The organism is Microcoleus sp. AR_TQ3_B6, assembly GCF_036702785.1.
Taxonomy (GTDB): Bacteria; Cyanobacteriota; Cyanobacteriia; order Cyanobacteriales; family Microcoleaceae; genus Microcoleus.
On the sequence record NZ_JAUBVJ010000024.1, the window covers coordinates 1 to 21931 of the forward strand.

At 45.5% G+C, this 21931-nt stretch carries 19 protein-coding genes and 1 pseudogene; 13 read left to right on the top strand and 7 right to left on the bottom strand.

What is annotated here, in order from left to right; genetic code table 11:
- Positions 1–160: 160 nt before the first annotated feature.
- Entirely contained in the window at positions 161–994 is an 834-nt protein-coding gene (locus QUB56_RS13915) for a retropepsin-like aspartic protease (RefSeq protein WP_332955853.1), read from the bottom strand.
- Between the two features lie 168 nt (positions 995–1162).
- Here QUB56_RS13915 and QUB56_RS13920 point away from each other — a divergent pair.
- The 6 genes and pseudogenes from QUB56_RS13920 to QUB56_RS13945 all read left to right on the top strand — a co-directional run.
- Positions 1163–1504 (top strand): annotated as a pseudogene (locus QUB56_RS13920) (zinc ribbon domain-containing protein); the annotation flags it as partial.
- A 104-nt stretch (positions 1505–1608) separates the two neighbouring features.
- The gene (carA, locus tag QUB56_RS13925; RefSeq protein WP_332955855.1) at positions 1609–2766 is read left to right on the top strand and encodes a glutamine-hydrolyzing carbamoyl-phosphate synthase small subunit; all 1158 of its coding nucleotides are present in this window, start codon (positions 1609–1611) and stop codon (positions 2764–2766) included.
- A gap of 181 nt (positions 2767–2947) precedes the next feature.
- Positions 2948–3304 (top strand): STAS domain-containing protein, encoded by a 357-nt coding sequence (locus tag QUB56_RS13930; protein ID WP_172186150.1) that lies wholly within the window; start codon positions 2948–2950, stop codon positions 3302–3304.
- Positions 3305–3695: 391 nt separating this feature from the next.
- Positions 3696–4142, top strand: coding sequence for a ribonuclease III domain-containing protein (locus QUB56_RS13935; RefSeq protein ID WP_332955857.1), 447 nt, complete (start codon positions 3696–3698; stop codon positions 4140–4142).
- A 319-nt stretch (positions 4143–4461) separates the two neighbouring features.
- A complete protein-coding gene (gene rlmB, locus QUB56_RS13940) occupies positions 4462–5946 on the top strand; it encodes a 23S rRNA (guanosine(2251)-2'-O)-methyltransferase RlmB (RefSeq protein WP_332955858.1) in 1485 nt (494 codons plus the stop codon).
- 261 nt (positions 5947–6207) lie between these two features.
- Entirely contained in the window at positions 6208–6519 is a 312-nt protein-coding gene (locus QUB56_RS13945) for a DUF1816 domain-containing protein (protein ID WP_445243342.1), read from the top strand.
- A gap of 210 nt (positions 6520–6729) precedes the next feature.
- Here QUB56_RS13945 and QUB56_RS13950 read toward each other — a convergent pair whose 3' ends face one another.
- Positions 6730–7566 (bottom strand): alpha/beta hydrolase, encoded by an 837-nt coding sequence (locus tag QUB56_RS13950; RefSeq protein ID WP_332955859.1) that lies wholly within the window; start codon positions 7564–7566, stop codon positions 6730–6732.
- Between the two features lie 208 nt (positions 7567–7774).
- Between QUB56_RS13950 and QUB56_RS13955 the strand changes: the two genes are divergently transcribed.
- The 4 genes from QUB56_RS13955 (at position 7775) to QUB56_RS13970 (ending at position 12715) form a co-directional block, all read left to right on the top strand.
- Positions 7775–9388 (top strand): hypothetical protein, encoded by a 1614-nt coding sequence (locus QUB56_RS13955; protein WP_332955861.1) that lies wholly within the window; start codon positions 7775–7777, stop codon positions 9386–9388.
- A 223-nt stretch (positions 9389–9611) separates the two neighbouring features.
- Entirely contained in the window at positions 9612–9848 is a 237-nt protein-coding gene (locus QUB56_RS13960) for a hypothetical protein (RefSeq protein WP_332955863.1), read from the top strand.
- 756 nt (positions 9849–10604) lie between these two features.
- Positions 10605–11177: a DUF981 domain-containing protein gene (locus tag QUB56_RS13965; protein ID WP_332955864.1), complete on the top strand. Its 573-nt coding sequence runs from the start codon at positions 10605–10607 to the stop codon at positions 11175–11177.
- 188 nt (positions 11178–11365) lie between these two features.
- Positions 11366–12715, top strand: coding sequence for an FAD-dependent oxidoreductase (locus QUB56_RS13970; protein ID WP_332955865.1), 1350 nt, complete (start codon positions 11366–11368; stop codon positions 12713–12715).
- Here the strand turns inward: QUB56_RS13970 and QUB56_RS13975 are convergent.
- The 3 genes from QUB56_RS13975 to QUB56_RS13985 all read right to left on the bottom strand — a co-directional run bounded on the left by QUB56_RS13975 (position 12712) and on the right by QUB56_RS13985 (position 14685).
- Positions 12712–13917 (bottom strand): serine hydrolase, encoded by a 1206-nt coding sequence (locus tag QUB56_RS13975; RefSeq protein WP_332955867.1) that lies wholly within the window; start codon positions 13915–13917, stop codon positions 12712–12714. The genes QUB56_RS13970 and QUB56_RS13975 overlap by 4 nt on opposite strands.
- Complete coding sequence (locus tag QUB56_RS13980) at positions 13901–14071, bottom strand: hypothetical protein (protein ID WP_332955868.1); 171 nt, start codon at positions 14069–14071, stop codon at positions 13901–13903. Before QUB56_RS13980 ends, QUB56_RS13975 begins: the two co-directional genes overlap by 17 nt.
- Positions 14072–14232: 161 nt before the next feature.
- Positions 14233–14685, bottom strand: a complete 453-nt coding sequence (locus tag QUB56_RS13985; RefSeq protein WP_332955869.1) for a helix-turn-helix domain-containing protein — start codon at positions 14683–14685, stop codon at positions 14233–14235.
- A 463-nt stretch (positions 14686–15148) separates the two neighbouring features.
- Between QUB56_RS13985 and QUB56_RS13990 the strand changes: the two genes are divergently transcribed.
- Genes QUB56_RS13990 through QUB56_RS14000 form a run of 3 tightly spaced genes read left to right on the top strand, consistent with a single transcriptional unit; the run spans position 15149 to position 18400 of the window.
- Positions 15149–15805, top strand: a complete 657-nt coding sequence (locus QUB56_RS13990) for a VWA domain-containing protein (RefSeq protein ID WP_332955871.1) — start codon at positions 15149–15151, stop codon at positions 15803–15805.
- 16 nt (positions 15806–15821) lie between these two features.
- Positions 15822–16607, top strand: coding sequence for a PP2C family serine/threonine-protein phosphatase (locus tag QUB56_RS13995; RefSeq protein ID WP_332955873.1), 786 nt, complete (start codon positions 15822–15824; stop codon positions 16605–16607).
- Positions 16604–18400 (top strand): protein kinase domain-containing protein, encoded by a 1797-nt coding sequence (locus QUB56_RS14000; protein ID WP_332955875.1) that lies wholly within the window; start codon positions 16604–16606, stop codon positions 18398–18400. The genes QUB56_RS13995 and QUB56_RS14000 overlap by 4 nt, the downstream gene beginning before the upstream one ends.
- Here the strand turns inward: QUB56_RS14000 and QUB56_RS14005 are convergent.
- Positions 18392–18604 carry a hypothetical protein gene (locus QUB56_RS14005; RefSeq protein WP_332955876.1) on the bottom strand — a complete coding sequence of 71 codons (213 nt, stop codon included), beginning with the start codon at positions 18602–18604 and terminating at the stop codon, positions 18392–18394. The genes QUB56_RS14000 and QUB56_RS14005 overlap by 9 nt on opposite strands.
- The gene (locus QUB56_RS14010; RefSeq protein ID WP_332955877.1) at positions 18601–21882 is read right to left on the bottom strand and encodes a helicase-related protein; all 3282 of its coding nucleotides are present in this window, start codon (positions 21880–21882) and stop codon (positions 18601–18603) included. The genes QUB56_RS14005 and QUB56_RS14010 overlap by 4 nt, the downstream gene beginning before the upstream one ends.
- Between the last annotated feature and the right edge of the window lie 49 nt (positions 21883–21931).

The window sequence follows — 21931 nt, forward strand, 5'->3', positions numbered from 1 at the left end:
GAAGGAAGAAGGAAGAAGGAAGAAGGAAGAAGGAAGAAGGAAGAAGGAAGAAGGAAGAAGGAAGAAGGAAGAAGGAATTTTTTGTTTTAACTGACCAACAATAAAAATTATTTAATTCTCAATCTTTCTTTACTTCTTCCCTCTTCCTCCTTCGTTTTTTTTAAGACCGCGATCGAAATTCAATCACATCTTTCTTAATAGTTATGTCTTTATGGCCAAAAAAGTCCTGTCCTAGCAGTCCGATATCTAGCGACGGCGAGATTGCCACAACTAGATTGTTAATCGCCAGACCACCTGCTTCCATAGAAGTCACGCGACCGACGGGAAAAGTAGCCACTCCGTTCGGAGTTAGTGCTTCCACTGTTCCCTGGGGAACAACGGCCAAGGCTTTAGCCATTGCTGGTGTAATTACTGTGCCACTAGCTCCCGAATCTAGCATCATCTCGAACTTTTGTTTGCCGTTAAATGTGACTTCTATGACCGGGATATTAGCCTTTCTGCGTTTAATTTTTGCCTGAAATACTCCAGACTTGGTCGCCCCCGTGGCGGGAGTCGCTCCTTCGGGGAGAAAACCGCAGACTGATTGGCTGAGGTTGAGCGTTCGGCCTGACGAACTGCGCATGAAGCATCCCTCAATTTCTTGAGCCACTGCTCGCGAGGAGTTGGCAACAGTCCCTACTAAAATTGAACTGCTCAGAGAAATAACTGCTGTTAAAACCAGTAACGGTTGGCGCAGTTTTTGAGGGTTCTGTAGATGCTGGTATAAGTTTGAGAGTAAAGGCAAGGGAGATTTGCTAGCCATAGTTTGGTTAAACGCTGTAGCTCGATCGTAACAGCGAGAACTGCCTTTTGGTATAGATTTAGACTTTGGGCCCGTCCTCATCAGCAGCAGGCAGATAAATTGCTGGCGCGGGGGGAGATGGAGAGAGTAGGAGATGCCGAGAGTGGGGAGTGGGAGAATTTGCACATATTGCTTTTTGATTACCTGTTGCACTTATGCCTCTGACCTCCGGCATAAGTGCATAAGTGCCTTCATACTTTGATTGGTTTGGAGCAACTGACTCATATTTGAGAAAGAACCCCGACCCAATCAGGGAGGAGAGCCAGTAAGAAGCAACTCCGATCAAATCGCAACAAAGCAAAGTGGTCATTTGCTGAGTTCCATTCTTTCATTGACTACAAAGCATTGTTAAATGGCGGTTTGGCAGTAAAGGTATTGGCAGACTATACGAGCCAATCCTGTCCCAAATGCGGACACAGGTCGCGAGAAAACCGACCTAACAAAGGTCTAGATTTCCAGTGCCAATGTTGCGGCTATAAGCTTCATGCAGATTTGGTGGGTGCCAGAAATATTGCACTCAGAGCGTTACTCATTCGGCAAGACTCGATGAGTACGGGGCGTTTTTGGGCCGTCCCTGATGTATCGGGCAAAGAAGCCAAAGCTAAGCGTCTTTCGAGATTCTTAGAGTTGCGGTGGAGTCCAGATACAATCCCTACCCGATAGCGTTGCAGGGTGGGGTAGTTGAAATAATATCTGTATATTACCGGCTAGCATCAAATCCCAGGCAGTGGTAAGAATTAAACCAAACGAAAGTAATTAAGGATGCCATGTCACTTTCAACTGCACAACCCGCTCTCCTAGTCCTGGCTGACGGTACTGCTTACCGCGGCTGGTCCTTTGGCGCTAAGGCTACCGTCGTCGGGGAGGTAGTATTCAATACCGGAATGACGGGCTACCAAGAAGTCTTGACAGATCCGAGCTATTGCGGCCAAATTGTAACTTTTACTTATCCAGAATTGGGCAATACGGGGGTAAATCTCGAAGACGAAGAATCCTCGCGCCCGCAAATTCGGGGTGCGATCGCCCGGAACGTATGCAGCCGCCCCAGCAACTGGCGGTGCTCGCAATCTCTGCAAGACTATCTCAAACAGTACGATATCCCCGGAATTTACGGCATCGACACCCGGGCCCTGACTCGCAAAATTCGCACGGTGGGAGCGATCAACGGCGGCATTTCGACCTTGATTCTAGACCAGGCGGAACTTTTGGAGCAAGTGCAAGATGCCCCCAGCATGGCCGGGCTGAATCTGGTTCAGGAAGTCACTACCCGCAAGGTTTACGAGTGGTCTGAAACCACGGACTCGGTTTGGGAGTTCAGTCCTACAGTCAAACCTGAAGGAGGCGAAATGTGGACGGTGGTAGCGCTAGACTTTGGGATCAAGCGCAATATCCTGCGGCGTCTGGCGAGTTACGGGTGTCGGGTCATCGTTGTACCGGCCGACACGTCGCCAGAGGAAATCCTCAAATACAACCCGGACGGCATTTTTCTGTCCAACGGCCCGGGAGATCCGTCGGCGGTAACGGAAGGGATCGCGACTGCGAAAGCTTTGTTAAAGTCGGACAAACCGGTATTCGGCATCTGCATGGGACACCAGATTTTGGGACTTTCCTTGGGTGCAGAAACTTTTAAACTTAAGTTCGGCCACCGGGGATTGAATCATCCAGCGGGTTTAACTCAGCAAGTAGAAATTACTAGCCAAAATCATGGTTTTGCGATCGACCCCGATTCCCTAGTCCCGGAAGTAGAAATTACTCATCTCAATTTGAACGATCGCACCGTAGCCGGATTGAAGCACAAAACCCTGCCGCTGTTCTCAGTCCAGTACCACCCAGAAGCCAGTCCCGGACCCCATGATGCTGACTATTTGTTCGATCGATTCGTGCAGTCAATGCGAGACAATCAGAAAGTAGTCAGCAGTAAGTAGTCCTTAGTCAGCAGTCATTAGTCAGTAGTCATCAGAGGTTGTTTGTGTCGATCGCTTCTGACTAATGACTAATGACTAATGACTAATAACTAAAAAACTGTAGACAAAAGACCAAAAAACGCCTATAATGAAGCCTCGACTTTAAGCCATATCTAGCTAGGAGGGTGTCATTCCTGAGTCATTGACCCTGACCGTTAGCCTCAGAGGCACTCGCGAAGTCAAGAATAACTATCAGTTATTTCGCCTGACTGGCCTGCTGGACGCTTTTTCTGAGGCAACTTTTCGGAAGGTACTGAGCAAATGTATTGACGAGGGCCCAAAACACGTAATTTTGGACTTGTCTCAGATAGACTTTGTGGACAGTTCAGGTTTGGGTGCACTTGTGCAACTTGTCAAAAAAGCCCAAACCTTGGAGGGGACATTGCAAATTGTCTCAAATCCCCGCGTAACTCAGACTGTTAAACTGGTTCGCTTAGAGAAATTTTTGTCTTTGCAGCCTTCGGTTGACGAGGCGGTAAAAAACGTCAAGGATGCTTGACGCCAAAGTGGATTAAATTAGCTATCCGGTTCTCAACGCTGGATAGCAAATTTTTATGGTTGTGCTGGTAAAATAAGAGCGATTTTCCCAGAAGCTGCGACAAGTCTTGCCCGTATTTCCCCCGATGCTTCGATCGGATGGTGGATGGGGAGTAAAATATGGGTGGCGTGGCAAAAACGCGGAAAAATGGTATAAGAAGTAGAGCATCCTTCTAGAGTGTAAAAAGCCTTTTTTAGGAGTGCGATCGTCGCGCAAAGCTTTGCCTATATATCTCGCTTCGTACTCTGAGAGCGAAGACTCCTGTGAAAGCTATAATTTCTGAAGTGACGAAAGATGAAATAAGTAAGTGACTAGAAAGACCAAGCTGTGCGGAAGTTTTATTTAAAAAAGTATGTTGCCGATCGCAGATGACGGACTCAAACTGAGTCTGACGGATATCAGTTTAAATCGAGTGCATCCTGCGAGGGTTACACCAGCAGAAATAGAAAGAATTTCGCCCGCAGCCTGGGCATATTTGGGAGATGCAGTATACGAACTCTACATTCGGAGTTGGTATTTAATGCCGCCCAGAAGATTGCAAGCTTATCATGAATTGGTGGTTGGGCAAGTACGAGCCGAAACTCAAGCGCGTCACTTACGATCGATCTCTCCATACTTGAACAGTACAGAATTAGCCATTGTCAAGCGCGGCCGCAATGCCGCAGCGTGCCGTTCCAAGCGAGCAGATCCAGAGATATACCAACAAGCCAGCAGCTTAGAAACTTTGATCGGATACTTGTACCTCACCGATCCCGAAAGATTGACCGAGATTCTGGCACTTTTAGAACTTGAGACTTAAAAGATTTAGCAGTTAAGAGTTGGGAATGAGGAGGGATTAATTAACAACCCTTGCACGGCGGCTAAGTTAAAAAAGCAAAAATCTCGATCGGGAAAACAGGATATATCAGCCATTAATAAGCAACTTTCTTCTCAGCAAAATCCTTGCTAGCGGGCCCAGCCCATCTAAAATCTCACAGCCCGCCCGATCCGTCAATTCTTCAATTCTTCAATCGATGCTTCCTCCCCAGCCCATCTAAAATCTCACAGCCCGCCCGGTCCGTCAATTCTTAAATCAAAAATCGAAAATCAAAAATCGCTTAGACTCCCACAAGAAACCCATGAGAAAATTTACCAGACCAAACTCCTCGCGATCGAATTCCGACAGCAAGCCATTCAAAAGCGAAGGCCGCCGTCAGGACTCACAACCGTCCTCTGCCCGCTTTGAGCGCAAGCCCCGTCCCGACACTCGGGGAGTAGACGCGCCTCAAAAGCGATCGACCTTCGCCCCCCAATCCCGAGAAATGCCAGTGCGATCAATTTTCAAAGGTCGAGTCGATGGCGACAGCCAACCGCACATTCGCAGAAATAATCATTTCAAAGACAGAGACAGCAGCCCCCAGGAATCCCGGGGCAATTATTACCAAGACAGAGACAGAGACAGCAGCCCCCAGGAATCCCGGGGCAATTATTACCAAGACAGAGACAGAGACAGAGACAGCAGCCCTGGGCCGGTTCGCAACAATTTTAGAGACAGAGACAGCAGCCCTGGGCCGGTTCGCAATAATTTCAGAGACAGAGACAACAGTCCTGGGCCGGCCCGCAACAATTTTAGAGACAGAGACAGCAGCCCCCAGGAATCCCGGGGCAATTATTACAAAGACAAAGACAGGAGCCCGCAGGAATCCCGGGGCAATTATTATAAAGACAAAGACAAAGACAGAGGCAGAGACAGAGACAGCAGCCCGCAGGAATTCCGGGGCAACCATTTCAGAGACAGAGACAAAGACAGAGACACTCGCCCTGTTGACAGTTCCTCAAATACAGTTGTGCAACCAGACACAGACACAGACATGATTTACGGCCGTCATGCGGTGCAAGCGGCTTTAGAAACAAACCAAGTCCTCAACCGGATCTGGGTTGTCCCGCACCTGCGCTACGATCCCCGCTTTCACAGCTTGCTAACCGAAGCCAAGGCCAACGGCAGCATCATTGATGAAGTTGACGATTTGCGCCTCGACTACATCACGCGCAAGGCAAACCACCAAGGTGTAGCGGCTCAAGTATCAGCTTACGAATACCTGGATTTGACCGAACTGATCGCAAAGGCTAAGTCTGCTTGCGAAGATCCAGTAATTGTGGTAGCAGAAGGACTCAACGACCCCCACAATCTAGGGGCGATCATTCGCACCGCAGAAGCATTGGGAGCTCAGGGCATGGTGATTCCGCAGCGGCGGGCGGTTGGGATTACCTCGGCAGTGAGAAAAGTGGCAGCAGGGGCATTGGAAAGCCTGCCAGTGGCGAGGGTTGTCAATCTTAACCGGGCGCTGGAAGAATTGAAAGAGGCTGGATTCTGGATTTATGGCACTGCAGCAGGCGTCGGTCAATCGGTAGAGACAATCAAGTTCTCTGGACCCACTGTTTTAGTTGTGGGCGGTGAAGCTGACGGTTTGAGCCTTTTGATACAGCGCGGCTGTGACGGATTAGTTTCAATTCCTTTAAGGGGGAAGACTCCTAGCCTGAATGTCTCGGTAGCAACGGGGATGGCTTTATACGAAATTTACCGCCAGCGCGGGCCTAAAAAGTTTCACGTACACGGATCGTAAAGGTGGTTGAAAAAAAGAACACAACACAGTAGTTTATTGTGAATGCCGCCCAGCATTGAGCGGCAGCACACCCTGAACAAGTAAGGGTAGCCGATCGGCTTTCGTTACGGACAGGCGAAAGTAGAAGGGACCTGCCCCCTACGTTCAAACAGGAATTCGACACCAATCTATTTAGAGATCGGCTTTAAATAGGTGTGGATAGGTTCTTGGTAGCAGTCAGCCACGTGGAAATAACAAAAGCCTAGGCGTGTCCGCAGCACCATGAAAACACCGTCAAATACATTAGAAAAGCAGATGAAAGAATTCTTGATTAGCTTGCTCAATTTTTTCGGATTGGCTTGGTGGGTTGAAGTGAAAACTTCAGCCCCGCGGTGCATTTACTATTTTGGGCCGTTCTTGACTGCTCAAGAAGCCGAAGCTGCAAAAGCAGGATATGTAGAAGACATAGAAAATGAAGGTGCAGAAGGTCTTCGTGTTTCCATTCACCGCTGCAAACCTCTTACTTTGACGGTTGCAGATGATTTGGGAAAGCTGACTGAGGGAGGGCTGTTGCCTGTTTTGAGCGGTCAGTAGAAGCAGGGGGAATTTTGAGTTTAGAGTTTTGATTTGTAAGTTGTAAATTCAAATCCGGTAACTACGGAATTATACCCTGCTTGCGAGCCCTGATAGCGAGCGGGAAGCTCGGACTGCCTCGGAAAATTATGATTCGGAGGCAAACGGAAACGATATAAATTCAAAATTCTTGACTGTTGCGTGATTAATTGCTTCTGACAAACTCTAAACTTAAGACTCGCAATTACCAACTGCTTGGGGGAATTTCTCAATCCAACGATCGATGTCTGCGATTACCCGATCGGGAATTTCCCAAGGGAACAAGTGGGCTGTATTTGGATAGCACTGCCACTGACAATCGTGAAGGTGGCGGGCTGTTTCTAAACTGGATGCCGAGGTGATGTGCCGATCGGCCTCTCCGGCCAACACCAAGCTGGGACATTGAATGTCGTCGAGGTGGATCAGTCGATCGTATCCGGTCCTGAGAGCGGTATTTAACGCCAAGGTGGCCGTGTTGGAAGTCTTGAGGTAGGCGGGGGTACCTGCCTGTGCTAAGTAGCGGTAAGCGGTAGGTGTATGCTGCTGTATCAAGTAGCGAAAGAGCGATCGCCTAGCAAAACTATCAATATTCCACTGCCAACCGGGTATTACCCAATTGATAATTCCGGCTAAACCGGTGTAAAGGTTATCTTGCCAAGAGATGGGAGGGTGACTTCCTCGCGGTTTGGCGGCGGATGCAAGTAGAATCAAACCGCTGACTCGGTGGGGATATTTTATGGCTAATTCCAGGGCTAAAATCCCTCCCAAGGACCATCCGATCACCAAACACCGATCGACTCCTAATCTGTCTAAAAGTGCTTCTAAATCGAGGAGGTGGTCAGTCATTTCAAAGGGAACAGAGGTGCGGCTGTTGCCGTATCCGCGCAAGTCTGGGGCGATCGTCCGGAAGCGCTTTGATAAGTGTTCTGTAAAGACCGACATACAATCGCCGGAACCTGGATGGCCGTGCAAGCAGAGGATCGGAAACCCTTTTCCTTTCACAGAAACGCTGAGTTTGGTGTGTGGCATTTTCTCATTACTCGATCGATTGAATTAAATAAACTTGAAAAATCTTAAAACTTCTCCTATATTTTTAAATGTTAATAAAATTTATTTAGCGAATTACTTGATTTAAATTTAATTATATCTAACTTACCTCTTTGTTGTCAATAAATAACCTTTTTGCGTAAAATCAGGTAAATTGGGAAAAAACTCATCGATACCAGAGGAGGGCAATATGGCTAACTACGATATTTTTGACGAAAATTACTATCTCAGCAAATATCCATTTGTGCAAGAAGGTATCGATCGAGGAATTATCAGTTCTGGCAAAGAACACTTTGAAAAGTTTGGTCAAAAACTCGGTTTCACGGAAGTATCGCGATATTACGATGAAAATTACTATCTCGCCAACAACCCCGCAGTCGCTGCCGCTGTCAGTTCAGGATCTTTTGCCTCAGGCTTAGATCACTTTATTCAGTTTGGGTGGGAACAAGGTCTTGTCAATACATCGCCTGACTACGATGAATCGTTTTATTTAAAGCGATACCCCGTACTTGCTCCCTTTGTGCAAAACCAAACTTTCAAATCGGGTTTTGAACACTTTATCAAATTCGGAGCCCAAGAAGGCCTTTATGCCAGTACCTTTTTTGAACCAGAATATTTACTGAAAAACCCCGAGGTAGCAGCAGCAGTCAAAGCAGCAGTTTTCAAAACAGGCGGAGAACATTACCGAAAATTTGGACAATTTGAGCCAAATCGCTCTGCCACCTTTGTCGGTACTCAAGGCAGTGACGTTGTGGCTGGATTTGGTGTAGGGAAAGTTGAAATCATCGGCATTCCAGTATCTTTAAATGCAGCAGGAAATCGAGTTTATGAAACAAGAACCAACCCCAACCTTCCTATTGACATAGATACCCTAATTGGCAGTCAAGGCTCTGATACTTTCGTGCTTGGTGTTGGGGAGGTGTTCGATACTAATGGTGGTATTTTCTACCAGGGGCGGTTTGGAACTGGCGAGCCAATTATTAAAAACTTTGACCAGCAAACTGATGCGATCCGCCTGGCAGGAACGCGAGGGTTTTATGGGTTCTCGCCCACCATCACCATGAATGGCGATTTTCGTATTACTACCGGCTCCGGTCGGGGTACGGCAGGAATCGCTAGAATCGAGGGCGGTGCAAATATTCCATTTCGAGCAAATCGAGGGCGCGGTCTTTTGATTTTTAGTAGAGATAGTGTGTTGGATAACTTTTCGGAAGTTGAATATTTACAAAAAAATCCCGATGTTGCTGCGACTGTGAAAGCAGGAAGTTTCTCTTCAGGTCTCGAGCATTATACAAAATTCGGACAATTTGAACCGAATCGCTCTGCCACTTTTGTTGGGACTGATGGAAATGATATTGTCACTGGTTTTGGCAACGGAAAAACAGAAATTACTGGAGTTGATTTAGATAGGAGTTATGCTTTTGGCGGAGAAGGCAATTATTTTAGTAATGGTAGCAATGAATTTGATACCTTGATTGGCAGCCAAGGTGCTGATACTTTTATTTTGGCTTATGATTTTACCTCGCCACCACCGTCTCAGATGATTCCCGATGCGCAAGAATTATATAGAGGGTCAGGGGAAGCTCGGATTCGCGGATTCAACCCCAGTCAGGGAGATGTACTCAGGCTAGCGGGCCAAGCCAGTGACTATCAAATATCTCCGGTAGGTGCAGATTTAGTCATCTCCAAACCAGGAGATACAATTGCAATTATTGAAGGAGGTGCTAATTTAAATCTGCGACAACTGACTTTTCCTGACATTCCCCCTGTCTTGGGAGGAACGTATACTTTCTTGCTGGGTTAATTGTTAGTCACTAGCTAATATCATCTCCGGTTGATTAGGTATAATAAAAACTCAACAGCGAGCAGCAGAGTTTTGGAGTGAGTGAAGCCCAAGTTAGTTGTCATTAAAAACCACATTTCAGTACAACAGCTAGAGCAAAAATATCGTTACGCTAGCTGTTGTTACCGATAAAGTTCGCTATTTTGTCATCTAGTTATTGGCAAGTGGCAGGAGAAGTTTAGAGGTGTCCCAAGTAACGGGCTATAGTAGAAATGGGATTTATCGATTGGTACGTCGGTACAACACTCAAGTAGCGGAAGCATCCTTGAAACCAAAGAAAAAAAATCTGGGGCGCAAATCATTACTCCAAGATGTAGACCAAGCTCTATTGTGGCAGCTCGTGCAACAACCAGCACCAGAGCGAGGGCTATGGAATGGTATAAAAGTAGGAGGTTGGCTGAGTGAGAAGATGGGTTTCTAGTAAGTCGTCAGAGAGGATGGCAACATCTTCAACAGATAGGTTTTCGGCTGAAAACACCAGGTTCGAGTCATCCTGATAGTGACTTTTCACCACAAGTTACTCAGTGAAAAAAAAACCGCTCTAGAATTAATAAAGCTTGAAAGTAAGTACCCACAAACAGACTACTGAAGTGTGGTGTCAAGATGAACAGAGATTGGGGCTTAAACCAAAAATTCTTCGAGTGTGAACACTTGTAGGAGAGCAACCAATTACTTCTGTCAAGGCTCAATATCAATGGCTGTGACTGTATGGTTTTGTCCACCCCGAGTCAGGAGAAACTTACTTTTGGATTCTACCGAGAGTCAAGACGGAGCTATTGGGCGTAGTTTTAGCAGATTTGACACTCTTAATTTGACCTCAATCAAAATAAGCGGATACTGCTGGTCAAAGACCAAGCTTGATGGCATACCAGTGACAAGTTGGTGCGATGCTGTTGGTATCGATCTATTTTTTCTACCCAGTCACTCTCTAGAACTACAACCTGCTGAAGGTTTGTGGTCTTTGACTACTGAAGCGTGAGCCAACTATGCACTCTTAAACTTAGAGGAATTAGAAAATCTGCTGATTTATCGTTGTCATAAAATTATGGAGCCACCCAGACTTGTTCAGGGGTTAACCTGCTTTCCTTGGTAGCCTAAAACTACGGGAACTTAATCATAACTAATCAACCGGACATGATAGAATTTACCTTTATTTGTGACTGAGGCAGGTTTATTAATGTTTATTGACTACATCTCCTTGATGCTGATCAATATGGTGGCAGGATTATTTATCCTCGCGTACTATGTCTATTCGGGTCTCGACGGCGCGGATCAAAAACGGTGGATTCCCGGGTTTGGCATGACTGGTGCGATCGCCCTTACAACAGGATTGCACATGATCTTCACTTGGCCAATTCCAGGCAGCTTCAACATTGCCTTCGGGGAAATGTCAGTTTTGTTGGGTATCGTATTCATTGGTGCTTCTGTCGCCCTAGCCCAAAACTGGGAGTTGGTAACAGTTACGATTTACGCATTTTTCGCAGGTGTGGCTGCTATATTGGTCGGTTTGCGTATTATTACTCTAGGTATAACAACGCAGCCAATACTATCAGGGCTGGGCTTTATCCTGTCGGGACTCGGCGGCGTCTGCGCGACGCCTGCGCTGTTGCTGCGAACTAATCGCACTCTGCGGCTGATTGGCACGATTGTACTGGTAGCCGCAGCTCTGATCTGGGCATTGATAGCCTGTGTGGCATATTGGGGCCATCTGGCTAAATTCTCAAATTGGGTTCCGTACCCTATGCGCTGAAACATTGCAGCTCACCCTCGATCGACAATGATTCGTTTTCGCAATTTGACAAGCCATGTTAATCTTAAGCAGGCATTTAGTAACTTTCTCAATGTGCTGGAACAATTTAAGTTCAGTAATGGGGAAAATAGGGGGATTAACTTCTCCAACAAAACATTTGTTAACTGCTTAATTTAGGGTGGGTGGAGATGAGCGAGCCAAGCGAAATTTATGTTTTAGGTGCCGGTCCTGCAGGTATGGCGGCGGCTTACACCGCTACTAAAAAAGGTCAGCGTGTTGTGGTTGTTGAAAGGGATTCCCAAGTGGGGGGCTTGGCAAAAAGTATTGAATATCAAGGATTTATCCTGGATTACGGTCCCCACTTTTTCGGCAGTGATATTGCTGCTGTTCACAAATTTTGGGACGAGGTAATGGGTTCAGAGCAAGTTACGTTCCAGGTAATCACTCGGATGTACTGGCAGAAGAAATACTTTACCTATCCTCCCAGTGTCCCAGAAGTTTTGTTAGGAGTTGGCTTTTGGAAAAGCTTAAAAATTCTCCTTTCCTATGTGCCGGCTCAATTATCTCCCAACTCAAATCCTCGAAATTACGCTGAACGAGTTAGTGGGAAATTTGGCAAAGAGTTATTTGAGGTTTGCTTTAAGGCTTATCTAGAAAAGCTTTGGGGCATACCTTGCACGGAAATTAGCGCTGATTGGGAAGCCGGAAAATTTAGAAATGTATCTTTTCTGGAAATTATAAAAAATGCGCTGACTAGGGAGGAGTGCAGGGTAAAATTTCCCAGGTTAGGCTCGCGGCAGCTTTACGAACGTATTGCTAATTTTATTGGGGAGCACGATCAACAAATTTTCTTCAACCACGAAGTGAAGCAAATTCATCACGAAAACTTTAAAGTCACCCAACTGACTCTAAAAAACAACCAAACAGGAGAAGAGAAAGTTATTGAATGCAAGGGCGTCATCAGTTCAATTCCTTTGAGTATTTTGCTGCAACAACTCACTCCGGCTGTCCCAAGTATACTTGTGGAGCGAGCAAAGTCTTTGAAGTTCCGCAACACTGCAATAGCTTATTTAATTGTTGAAAGTGGCAATTTATTCCCCGATCAGTGTATTTATATCAACGATGCCAATATTCGGCTGGGCCGGGTGACAAATTTTGCTAACTGGTCTAAGGATATGCTGCCAAATAGTAATCAAACTCCTTTATGTTGCGAATACTGGTGCGATTTTGGCGACTCGACTTGGCAACAGTCCGAAGCAGAGCTTTTGGTACAAGCAGAGCAAGATTTAAGGACGATCGGACTGCTGGGATCGGCGAAAGTTTCCGGCGGTTTTGTGGTAAAACTAGCCCGTACTCATCCAATTTATGCAGTTAATTATCAAGAAGCGTTATCGGAAGTTAACGATTATCTCAATCAGTTTGAAAATCTTGATATAATTGGCCGTTACGGAGCTTTCAAGTACCACGACCAAGATGGTAGCTTGTACATGGGAATTTTAGCAGCAGAAAATGCTCTCAGTAAGTCTGGAGTTTATTAAAAGCTGGGGTTCCGGCTAATGTAATCGGCAATTTTAGAAATAGACTGGCGCATTTGTAGATCGCCGCTGCGGGTGTCAATCACAGTCATCACATAGGCTTCGCCGTCAATGCTCATCGCTAAAGTTGTGCCGAGCACTAGGGAATTTTGACCGGTTTTTTCGCCCAACCACTGAGCTTTAGTTCCTTGCAAGGCGGCAAATCCTAGAGCCCGATCGTACTGGCCGTTGAGAGTTTCTATTAACTGTTTAGCACCGGGTGTTTCGCCATTGTAAATTTGCACCATCATTTCGGTGAGTTCGTTAGCAGTCAAGCGGTTGGGACCATAACCGGGGTTGGCGGGCATAATTTTTTCCCCCATTAATTTGAAGTTTACCCTGGTTACTTGGTAGCCTCGATTTTCTAAGAATTGATTGATGTAATCGGCACCCAAATAATCAATAAGTTGATTGGTAGCAGTATTGCTGCTGCGATCGATCATTTCTTCTAACAGTGTCTTCAAGGGGTAATTTTTAGGCGACAAAATCTTCGTCGATGAGTCTTCGGTGAAATTCCCCCTATTGACGAATACTTCCTTGTTCAAACTAATTTTTTCTGTTTCGACTTTTTGCATCAGGGCGACAGCAATCGGCAGCTTTATTAAGCTGGCTGGACTGACAGGAGGCACATTGCCCCGCAGGTGTACGCATTCTCTAGAAAGGTGGCAAATGCCGATCGAAGCTTGCCCAGACAAACCGCTTTCCCGGGCAACCTCCGCCAAAAAATCTGATTTGGCTTGCTGCACTTGAGAGGTTGCGGCAGTTAAATTTTCCCGGTATTCTTGAGTTTTTGAGGCAGTGAGGGAAGCTAAAAATGAATTTTGTGGAACGGACTGTAAGTTGTTGAGGGCCTGGTTCCACAAAAATTGAGTTTGCTGCGAAGATTCGATCGACTGATTTTGCTGCCCTTTAGTTTCTACGGCTCGGTTGGCTAAACGGACTGCTTGCTGTAAGTCGTCGTTAGCCCTCTGTTCTACTAATATTTGAGTTTCCACTGCTTGCAACTGAGAAAGCAGTTTTTCTTGAGGATTGGGGGTGAAGGGAACTAAGCGGGAGAGGAGGGTTGGTTCTGGGGAAGGAGAGGGGGGCTGTTCTAATTCGGTGACGAGCCGATCGCGAATTTTGTAGAGTTCGTCTAAGGAACGCGGGTTAGATGATTGAGCCAATGAACTTGCGATGGTTAACATCTGAACCAGTCCGATGCCAGCTACTACTGCCAAAGTCTTGTTGGCGATCGACAAAAAACGCCTGATCCCTCGCATATTTAACATCCTCAACACAACCAAATTCTATATAAGCAGCTATTGTTACATCAGTCAAACCATTTTAGATTTTAGATTTGTTCTCCAATCTAAAATCCAAAATCTAAAATCTAAAATCTAAAATCTAAAATCGTTCGATCGTTCGGTGCGCCCAGATAACGAAAGTAAAGGGAGCGATCGCACTTCGGCAATCAACCCCCTCTAAATATTGCGAACTATCTACTTTCTGCGCCGCCGCCAGTGAGAACCCAACCGCTTAAGGTAATCCCAGCCGCGTTGGGGCCAGACATGATCGCTACCGATTTTTTCGGCAATCCAGCGAGCTACTTTGGGGCCTGTCCAGTCTCCGCCGTCGGGGGCAGAGCCTTGCAGGGCTTGTCGCAGTTCTTCTTGCTGTTGAGGATCCAGCAAGGATTTCGCAGGAGGGGGCTGGCGGTCTCCGCTGCGGTTTCTCACAGAGTTAGGCCCTTCTCGGTTGTAGCGCTGGACAATTTCTTTAGCGTAGTCGTAGTTGAGACCTACAACTTGGGCTGCTTGTTTGATAGTCCAATTTCGGGAAACTAACAGCAGCAAGTGCCAGCGGCGCGACTCTGTGGTGTTTTGTGCCTGCCGGTAGCGAATTTTGAGTTCCTCTGCCGTCAGGTGGGATTCTAAGTGAGCTTTAGGTGGCATTCCTCCAACGGGGCATCGGGAACTTCTTACCATATATCTTTGGTTTTGGGGATAATTCCGGATGAAATTATTTTCCTGGGGCTCGTGGCGGCAAATACCTAGCTTTTTTTAGCGCAGAGGTCGGCGGCTGGACGCGGATTGACAAATATTAACCGTGCCTATCCCCACCCCGACCGGGGTCGGGATAGGCACTGCGGCTGTTCTATTTTTGTGGCCTGGTAATATGTTTAGGTGGTATAAACTAGAACTTTCTTGGAAACTCTAGTCGATGAACGTACTCCTAGCTTAGAGGGGTAGATAAGCTGAATCCCATATAAATCGAATACAGAGATGGGCATCCTGCCCATCCCACAAGAATCTGATACAAATTGACTGTCAAATTAGATACATAGCAGCTTATTACCCGATGTCTTCTTCCTGTAGAATGAAACTATCACTAATTTTGTTCTAGTGGGGGTAGTGGATGCCTGTAGGATTGCCTGAATTTGTTGAGAACCCGGAAAATCGCTGTCCAGTCCTCCTGTTGCTCGATACATCTGGCTCTATGGCGGGAGAGCCGATTCAGGAGTTGAATCGAGGGATTGCAGCTTTTAAGGAGGACGTACTGAAAGATACGAAAGCCTCCCTGAGTGTCGAGGTAGCGATAATCACCTTCGGCCCAGTGCGTCTGATCCAAGATTTCGCAACCATTGACCACTTCACACCACCACGACTGGAAGCTAGTGGCTTCACTCCAATAGGTGAGGCTATTGACTGCGCTTTGGATCGACTCGAAGCCCGCAAGGAGACTTACAAAGCCAACGGTATTCAGTATTATCGCCCTTGGATCTTCTTAATTACAGATGGAGCGCCGTCTGATTGCTGGCAACTGGCAGCGCAGCGTGTGCGGGAGGATGAGGCAAAGCGCCGACTCTGTTTCTTTGCCGTTGGCGTGAAGGACGCAAATACGAAAATTCTCGCACAAATTGCCCCGCCAGAACGTCCACCTATAATGCTGAATGGTCTAGATTTTCGCTCTCTGTTTGTGTGGCTGAGTACCTCGATGAAACGGGTTTCTAGTGAGAAGATAGGAGTGGCTGTGGCGTTGCCACCTGTCGGATGGGGTCAAATTACTACCTAGATACTGAGGATATTTCGTGGATTGGAAAGCGATCGCACGTTCGGCAACAGGAACAAGCCATAAAAAACAGCAGCTACCCTGCCAAGATTACGGAGATTTTTCCATATCCCACAAGGGGATCTTGGGGGCTGTTGCGGATGGGGCTGGCAGCGCCAAACATTCTGATGTAGGTGCTAAGTTGACGGTCGAGACAGCACTTAATGAACTCTTACAGCTACGCAGCTACACCTGGCAATTACACTGGTACGCTCAACCCCTCTCTGACCAGCAAGCTAGAAAAATATTTGCCAATACTCTTAAGAAAGTTGTAGAAGCTTTACAAAAACAAGCAGTCAGTGGCGGCTACTCTATTAATGACTTGGCTTGTACTTTATTAGTATTTTTGGCTACTCCGAATTGGGTTGCTGCCATGCAGATTGGAGATGGATTCATAGTGGTGCGTCTTCGGGAAGGAGAAGATCAACTACTTTTTACCCCAGATAAAGGAGAATTCATCAATGAGACAACATTTGTAACCTCGGCAAATGCCTTAAATGAGATGCGCGTGCGTGTTCTACCAGGTCAGCAAAAGTTCATTTGTGCATCAACAGATGGACTGGAACGAGTAGCGATTCGGATGAGCGACTGGACACCTTTTCCGCCTTTTTTCCAGCCACTAGAAGAATATATGGTAGAAACCAGTCATCCAGAGCAGGAAGACGAATATATTAAAAATTTCCTTGACTCTGAAAGGCTAAATGCTAAAACTGACGACGATAAAACCTTGCTTTTATGCCTCTATGACGATAGTAAACTGAAATGACAGTTCTTATTGGTGCCAGTACAGGTCAATCGATCGCTCTAGTCGAACAAATAGCCAGCAGTGGTGAAGGAACCGTTTGGAAAACAGATCGCAATGGCTATCTCGCCAAGATTTATCACTCTTCACACCACGAGCGCGTTAAGAAGCTGGAAGTCATGGTAGCGAACCCACCCACAGAGCTTAACTCACATCTCAATCATATTTCTTTTGCTTGGCCCCAGGAACTACTGACCGATCGGAATGGTTCGGTGTTAGGCTTTTTAATGCCAGAGATCAAAGATGCAAAAGAATTACTAGATGTGTATAGTCCACAGCGTCGTAAGAAGCTGAAGCTTGAGGTTAATTGGTATTTCCTCCACACGACAGCGCTAAATATCGCCTCATTTATTCAATTAATTCATGCCAAAGGCTATGTCTTAGGTGACATTAAACCCCAAAATATTCTGGTTAATAATCGTACTTTACCTTCGATTATTGATACAGATTCTTTTCAGGTTCGCCATCCTAATACAGGCGAGGTGTATCGCTGCCTGGTGGGTACAGAAGGCTTCACCCCTGTAGAACTGTTAGATAAAGATTTTCATATTACAGATCAAACAGAAGTCCACGACCGTTTTCGATTGGCAGTAATTGTTTACCTGTTGCTGTTTGGCGCTGAGCCCTTTAAAGGAAAATGGGTAAAAGAAGGAGATTCGCCGGCACCGAGTGAACTAATTCGTCAAGGATTTTGGCCTTATGCCCCAAACAGTTTGATCCAGCCTGGGCCATTGACAATCCCCTTAAATATTGTGCATCCTGAGATTCAGCGATGCTTTCTCAGATGCTTTAATGATGGGCATACAAAACCACATTTGCGGCCAACTGCTGGGGAATGGTACAAAGCACTGGAAGTTGCGATCGCTGATTTAACCGATTGCGATCAGATTACCAACCATTACCACAGCAAAAGTTATGGTAAATGCTATTGGTGCGATCGGGCGGTCCAACTCGGAGTCGATATTTTTCCGGGTGTTCCCAGAGTCAAGATACAGCCTACTGCTACTGTAGCACCCTCACACTCAAAAGTTTTTGCAGCCGATAATGTACCAGAGTTGCTGAAGCAAAAGGAAAAAACAATTACCGTTGTAGGTCGAGCATTTAACATAATTGACAATAGTAACAATAATCCGCATAAACCCTTTTGTATTAATTTTGATGATACTACATCCCCAAGCTGCAAAGATGGGAGTTTTAGGATAGTAATTTCGGGGCCAGGCTTGCAAAAATTAGCGCAAATTCAAGGAATTCAACCAGAAGGATTAAAAACTTGGAAAGGTCAATTTATAAGAATTACTGGTCTTTTGGATATTTATCAAGCTAAAAAACGTTGCTTTACTCAAGTTACATTAGAAGATCCTGCTCAACTAGAGTTGCTCGCTGAGCCTGAATTTAAAAGGTTACTTGGACAAGCTTTTAATGAACCAACTTTTAAAACAAAACCTATTAAAGCAGCACCTAACCAACGTCCAGCAGAAGCTAAAACAGCCCAAACTACTAATAACCTTCTTTTTGAGACCGAGAATCAAGAAATATCTTTATGCAGACAAGGTAGAGTTCATGCCCGACAAAGAAAGTATGGGGCAGCAATTCAATGTTACGACCAAGCTTTATTGCTCAAACCAGACTATGGGATTGCCTACTACTACCGTGGTATGGCCCACCAAAGGGTTGGGGATAAATTAAAAGCGACTAAGGATTTCCTAGAAGCTAAAAGACTCGGTGTTCAATTGCCTGCTAGCGATTACTTAAACTAAGGTTGCCCTAGACCAAAGTTCCGACCAGCTATAATTCACGCTTGTCACTGCAAAATCTGGCTTTTGCTGAAATGGACGCTCAACATAACGCACAGTACAATTATTCAGAGATAACTGTGTTGACTCAGAAACTTCCACCAAAGCCAAGATATAACTATCAGGTTTATTCAAAGCTGTGATAATTTCATTTTTCGTGACTGTCACCGTACTCGCACCCCGAATTCGACCTTTAACTTCAATAAAACGCAGCCGATTGGTGCCGGGATGCGCGATTCGATATCATAACCGCACTTGTCAGCACTTACATCCTTTGGCTGGAAACCTAGTTTTCGTTCCGCCGCCATCACTGCTTCCATAGCCAGCTTCTCTACTTGCTGTTTTTCTTCAGCGAAATTACCTGGAGTTTGTTGAGTTTCCCCTTTCAAATGCTGGATCAAAGCCACAGGTACAATCAATGCACCGCCCAAAACCACTGGCGATTTAGCTGATATATTACGCTCTTGCTCTAACTCTGCCAGTCGGTTTTCCCGGCGTGCTTTTAGTTCTTCTGCTCTCCGACGAGCATTATCGTAATTGAGTTGTGCAGCCGCCTGCACCCCAATTTTTAGCCGAAATTTTTCGGCTTGATTCTCACAGTAATTAATTTCTGCTGTCAGTCGCTCTTTTACAGCTTCTATTGTCTTCTTAATCCGCTCTGTTCGCTGCTGTTGCACTTGCCCTTTATGCCGCGGCACTAGGTGTTGAATGGCATAATCTCGCGCTTGTTCCTCAATCCCTTTCTGTAGGATGGAAGATGGATTCATCAAAATATTTAATATCTGGGATACCAGAAATTGTTCAGATTGCTGCAAAGGTCGGTAATCTAAATAGGGTGCGTAACCTGCATTTTTAGCGTGACCTTCTGAGTCAATCTCTACATACTGCATTTGCCTAGATACAACTCTAAAATTGCCAGACTTGTCCTTACGAGCATCTTGAATAGAATGTTCTAGGTACACTAAAATGCGAACTCGTTCAGTCAAGTCATTCTCATCCACAAGGATACAGCCTTGTTTTAATAAATCACGGTCGGCTTCCAAAATTAAATCTATTGTGTGATTTAAGAGTGGATGACCGGGATAGATAAACTCAGCAGGTGGTTTACCCCGGAGATGAGCCTGAGTTTTTTCAAAACAAATGCGATCGTAAGGCTTATGTAATCGGTTGCGGAGACTAATTGGAATAGGAGCCACTATTTCATAACGTCCCGATTCACCTCCCTGTATTTTACCACCAAGCTGCCGAAAGCTTGCTACAAAAAAGTCTATTATAAAGTGGGGTTGTAGCTTATGCACTTCTGCGCGTTCAAGATTTTCATAAATTTGACGCAGCTTAGAAGTGTCCATTAAGTTATGATAAAGTGAGCGTTGTTCTAGGATATTTTTAAGGTGCTCTAGATTAAGTTTCTCCTCAATAGCTCGCTCTAGCTTCGCTTGATTATCGGGTGTGTCACCGTAGCGGATAGCCTCAATTAAAAGTTCCCCTAGTTGTTTACCGTCGATCGCCTCTCCTAAGACATCAAAAACTTTACCTCCTAATGCTTTTCGCGCCACTTCTAATTTTTCCAGCACCCTTTGGAACACTTTTCCCTCTCGTGTATCCACTGCTACCAAATTCCAGAGATGGCAGATTTCTGTTTGACCAATGCGGTGAATTCGTCCAAATCGCTGTTCTAGTCGATTGGGATTCCAGGGCAAATCATAATTAATCATTAAATGACAAGATTCATGGAGGTTAATCCCTTCACCCGCAGCATCATTAGCCACTAAGACTTGCACCGTAGGATTTTGGTTAAAGTCGTATTGTATTTTCTGGCGATCCTCTTGTTTGATACCGCCATGAATGGTAGCAACTGCTTTTTCGCCTATGATTTCCCTGACACGGCGTACCAAATAGTCCAAGGTAGCGCGATGTTCAGTAAATACAATAATTTTGCGCCTTTGTCTCTGAGAATCAAACATTTCTGGATTATTTTTAAATAGCTTAGAAAGCTCTTCCCATTTTGTATCAGTACGGCTTCTTCGTACTTCTTGTGCCAATTGTACCAACTTTTCTAGCTTATTAATTTCAGCTCGAAGTTCTGCAATAGTTGAAGCTGCCGTAGCTCGCTCTACAAATTCATCTTCTACTTTTTCTATTTCTTGAGATAGAAAATCTTCTAAATCCTCTGGCTCGGGACAAGTGAGTGTCTTCAGTAAATCTTCTTCTTTTTGACGAGATTTTTTTTCCAATCGCTCCCGTCGCCCTTGCAAAGACTGGTAAATTGCTTCTGGGGATGAAGCCAGCCGTCGCTGTAAAATCGTTAGGGCAAAACCGATGCTCGTCTTGCGTCCTTTCTCTAGTTTATCAGCCCTATTGAATTCTTCCTCTACATATTTAGTCACTTGTTGATAAAGCAGCTCTTCCAAATGTGATAGATGATAAGCTACAGAGTAAGATAGACGTTCTGGCAACAGAGGCTTGCCTGCCAAATCTACTAAGTCTTCTTTTAGCATCCGTCGCATCATGTCAGAGGTGTCTGCATAATGAACGCCATTACGAAACTTGCCCTCGAAGCGATCGCGGTCTAGCAGCCCCATAAACAGTTGAAAATCTTCTTCTTTGCCGTTATGAGGCGTAGCAGTCATCAATAAAAAATGGCGGGTAGTTTTACTATCTGATAGGATCTTGCCAAGCTTGTAACGTTTAGTTTCCTTCACTTCACCCCCGGAGAAAGAGGCAGACATTTTGTGAGCTTCATCGCAGATAATTAAATCCCATTCAATTGACTTGATATTTTCTTGAAGTTTTTTCTCTGGACTCGATTTATCTCGTTTTAATTTATCTACCCTAGCAATGACCAAGCGCATCTTTTCAAAAACGTTTTCTGTGAGTGTGGTCTTGATGTCGTTACTAAGAATTTCAAAATCTAGCTCAAATTTCTTCTGGAGTTCTTCTTTCCACTGGATTGCTAAGTTGCCAGGAACAACAATTAAACAACGCTGCAAATCACCGCGCATCATTAGCTCTTTAATCAACAACCCGGCCATGATGGTTTTGCCTGCTCCTGGATCGTCAGCCAGCAAGAATCGCAAAGGTTGACGCGGTAGCATTTCTTCATAAACTGCCGTGATTTGGTGGGGATACGGCTCGACTTGTGAGGTATGAATAGCCAAGAATGGATCGAATAGATGGGCAAAGTCAATTCGGAGGGCTTCCGAAACTAGGCGAAATAAAGCCCCATCAGCATCGAACCGCCAAGGATATTTTTGAGTGATAAGTTCTAATTGTGCCTCGTCTGAACGATACAGGACGCGATCTCCTAGATGACCGCTGTCATCAGCTCGATATATTAGTGTGACAGCATCGGCTCCACACCTGGAGACACGTTCTACCGTGACTGTGGTGTTCGGTAGAATTCCTTTAAGCTTAAACCCTTCGCTTAAGTCCTCAAGTTTAGCCATGATGAGTGCGATCGGCCCCTTATGAATTGTGAAAAGCTTGTAAATAAAT

What these genes read in the sequence shown, in the direction of transcription:
- carA (WP_332955855.1), top strand. Translation starts at nt 1,609, where the DNA reads ATGTCACTTTCAACTGCACAACCCGCTCTCCTAGTCCTGGCTGACGGT.
- QUB56_RS13935 (WP_332955857.1), top strand. Translation starts at nt 3,696, where the DNA reads ATGTTGCCGATCGCAGATGACGGACTCAAACTGAGTCTGACGGATATC.
- rlmB (WP_332955858.1), top strand. Translation starts at nt 4,462, where the DNA reads ATGAGAAAATTTACCAGACCAAACTCCTCGCGATCGAATTCCGACAGC.
- QUB56_RS13945 (WP_445243342.1), top strand. Translation starts at nt 6,208, where the DNA reads ATGAAAACACCGTCAAATACATTAGAAAAGCAGATGAAAGAATTCTTG.
- QUB56_RS13950 (WP_332955859.1), bottom strand. Translation starts at nt 7,566, where the DNA reads ATGCCACACACCAAACTCAGCGTTTCTGTGAAAGGAAAAGGGTTTCCG.
- QUB56_RS13955 (WP_332955861.1), top strand. Translation starts at nt 7,775, where the DNA reads ATGGCTAACTACGATATTTTTGACGAAAATTACTATCTCAGCAAATAT.
- QUB56_RS13965 (WP_332955864.1), top strand. Translation starts at nt 10,605, where the DNA reads ATGTTTATTGACTACATCTCCTTGATGCTGATCAATATGGTGGCAGGA.
- QUB56_RS13970 (WP_332955865.1), top strand. Translation starts at nt 11,366, where the DNA reads ATGAGCGAGCCAAGCGAAATTTATGTTTTAGGTGCCGGTCCTGCAGGT.
- QUB56_RS13985 (WP_332955869.1), bottom strand. Translation starts at nt 14,685, where the DNA reads ATGCCACCTAAAGCTCACTTAGAATCCCACCTGACGGCAGAGGAACTC.
- QUB56_RS13990 (WP_332955871.1), top strand. Translation starts at nt 15,149, where the DNA reads ATGCCTGTAGGATTGCCTGAATTTGTTGAGAACCCGGAAAATCGCTGT.
- QUB56_RS14000 (WP_332955875.1), top strand. Translation starts at nt 16,604, where the DNA reads ATGACAGTTCTTATTGGTGCCAGTACAGGTCAATCGATCGCTCTAGTC.
- QUB56_RS14010 (WP_332955877.1), bottom strand. Translation starts at nt 21,882, where the DNA reads ATGGCTAAACTTGAGGACTTAAGCGAAGGGTTTAAGCTTAAAGGAATT.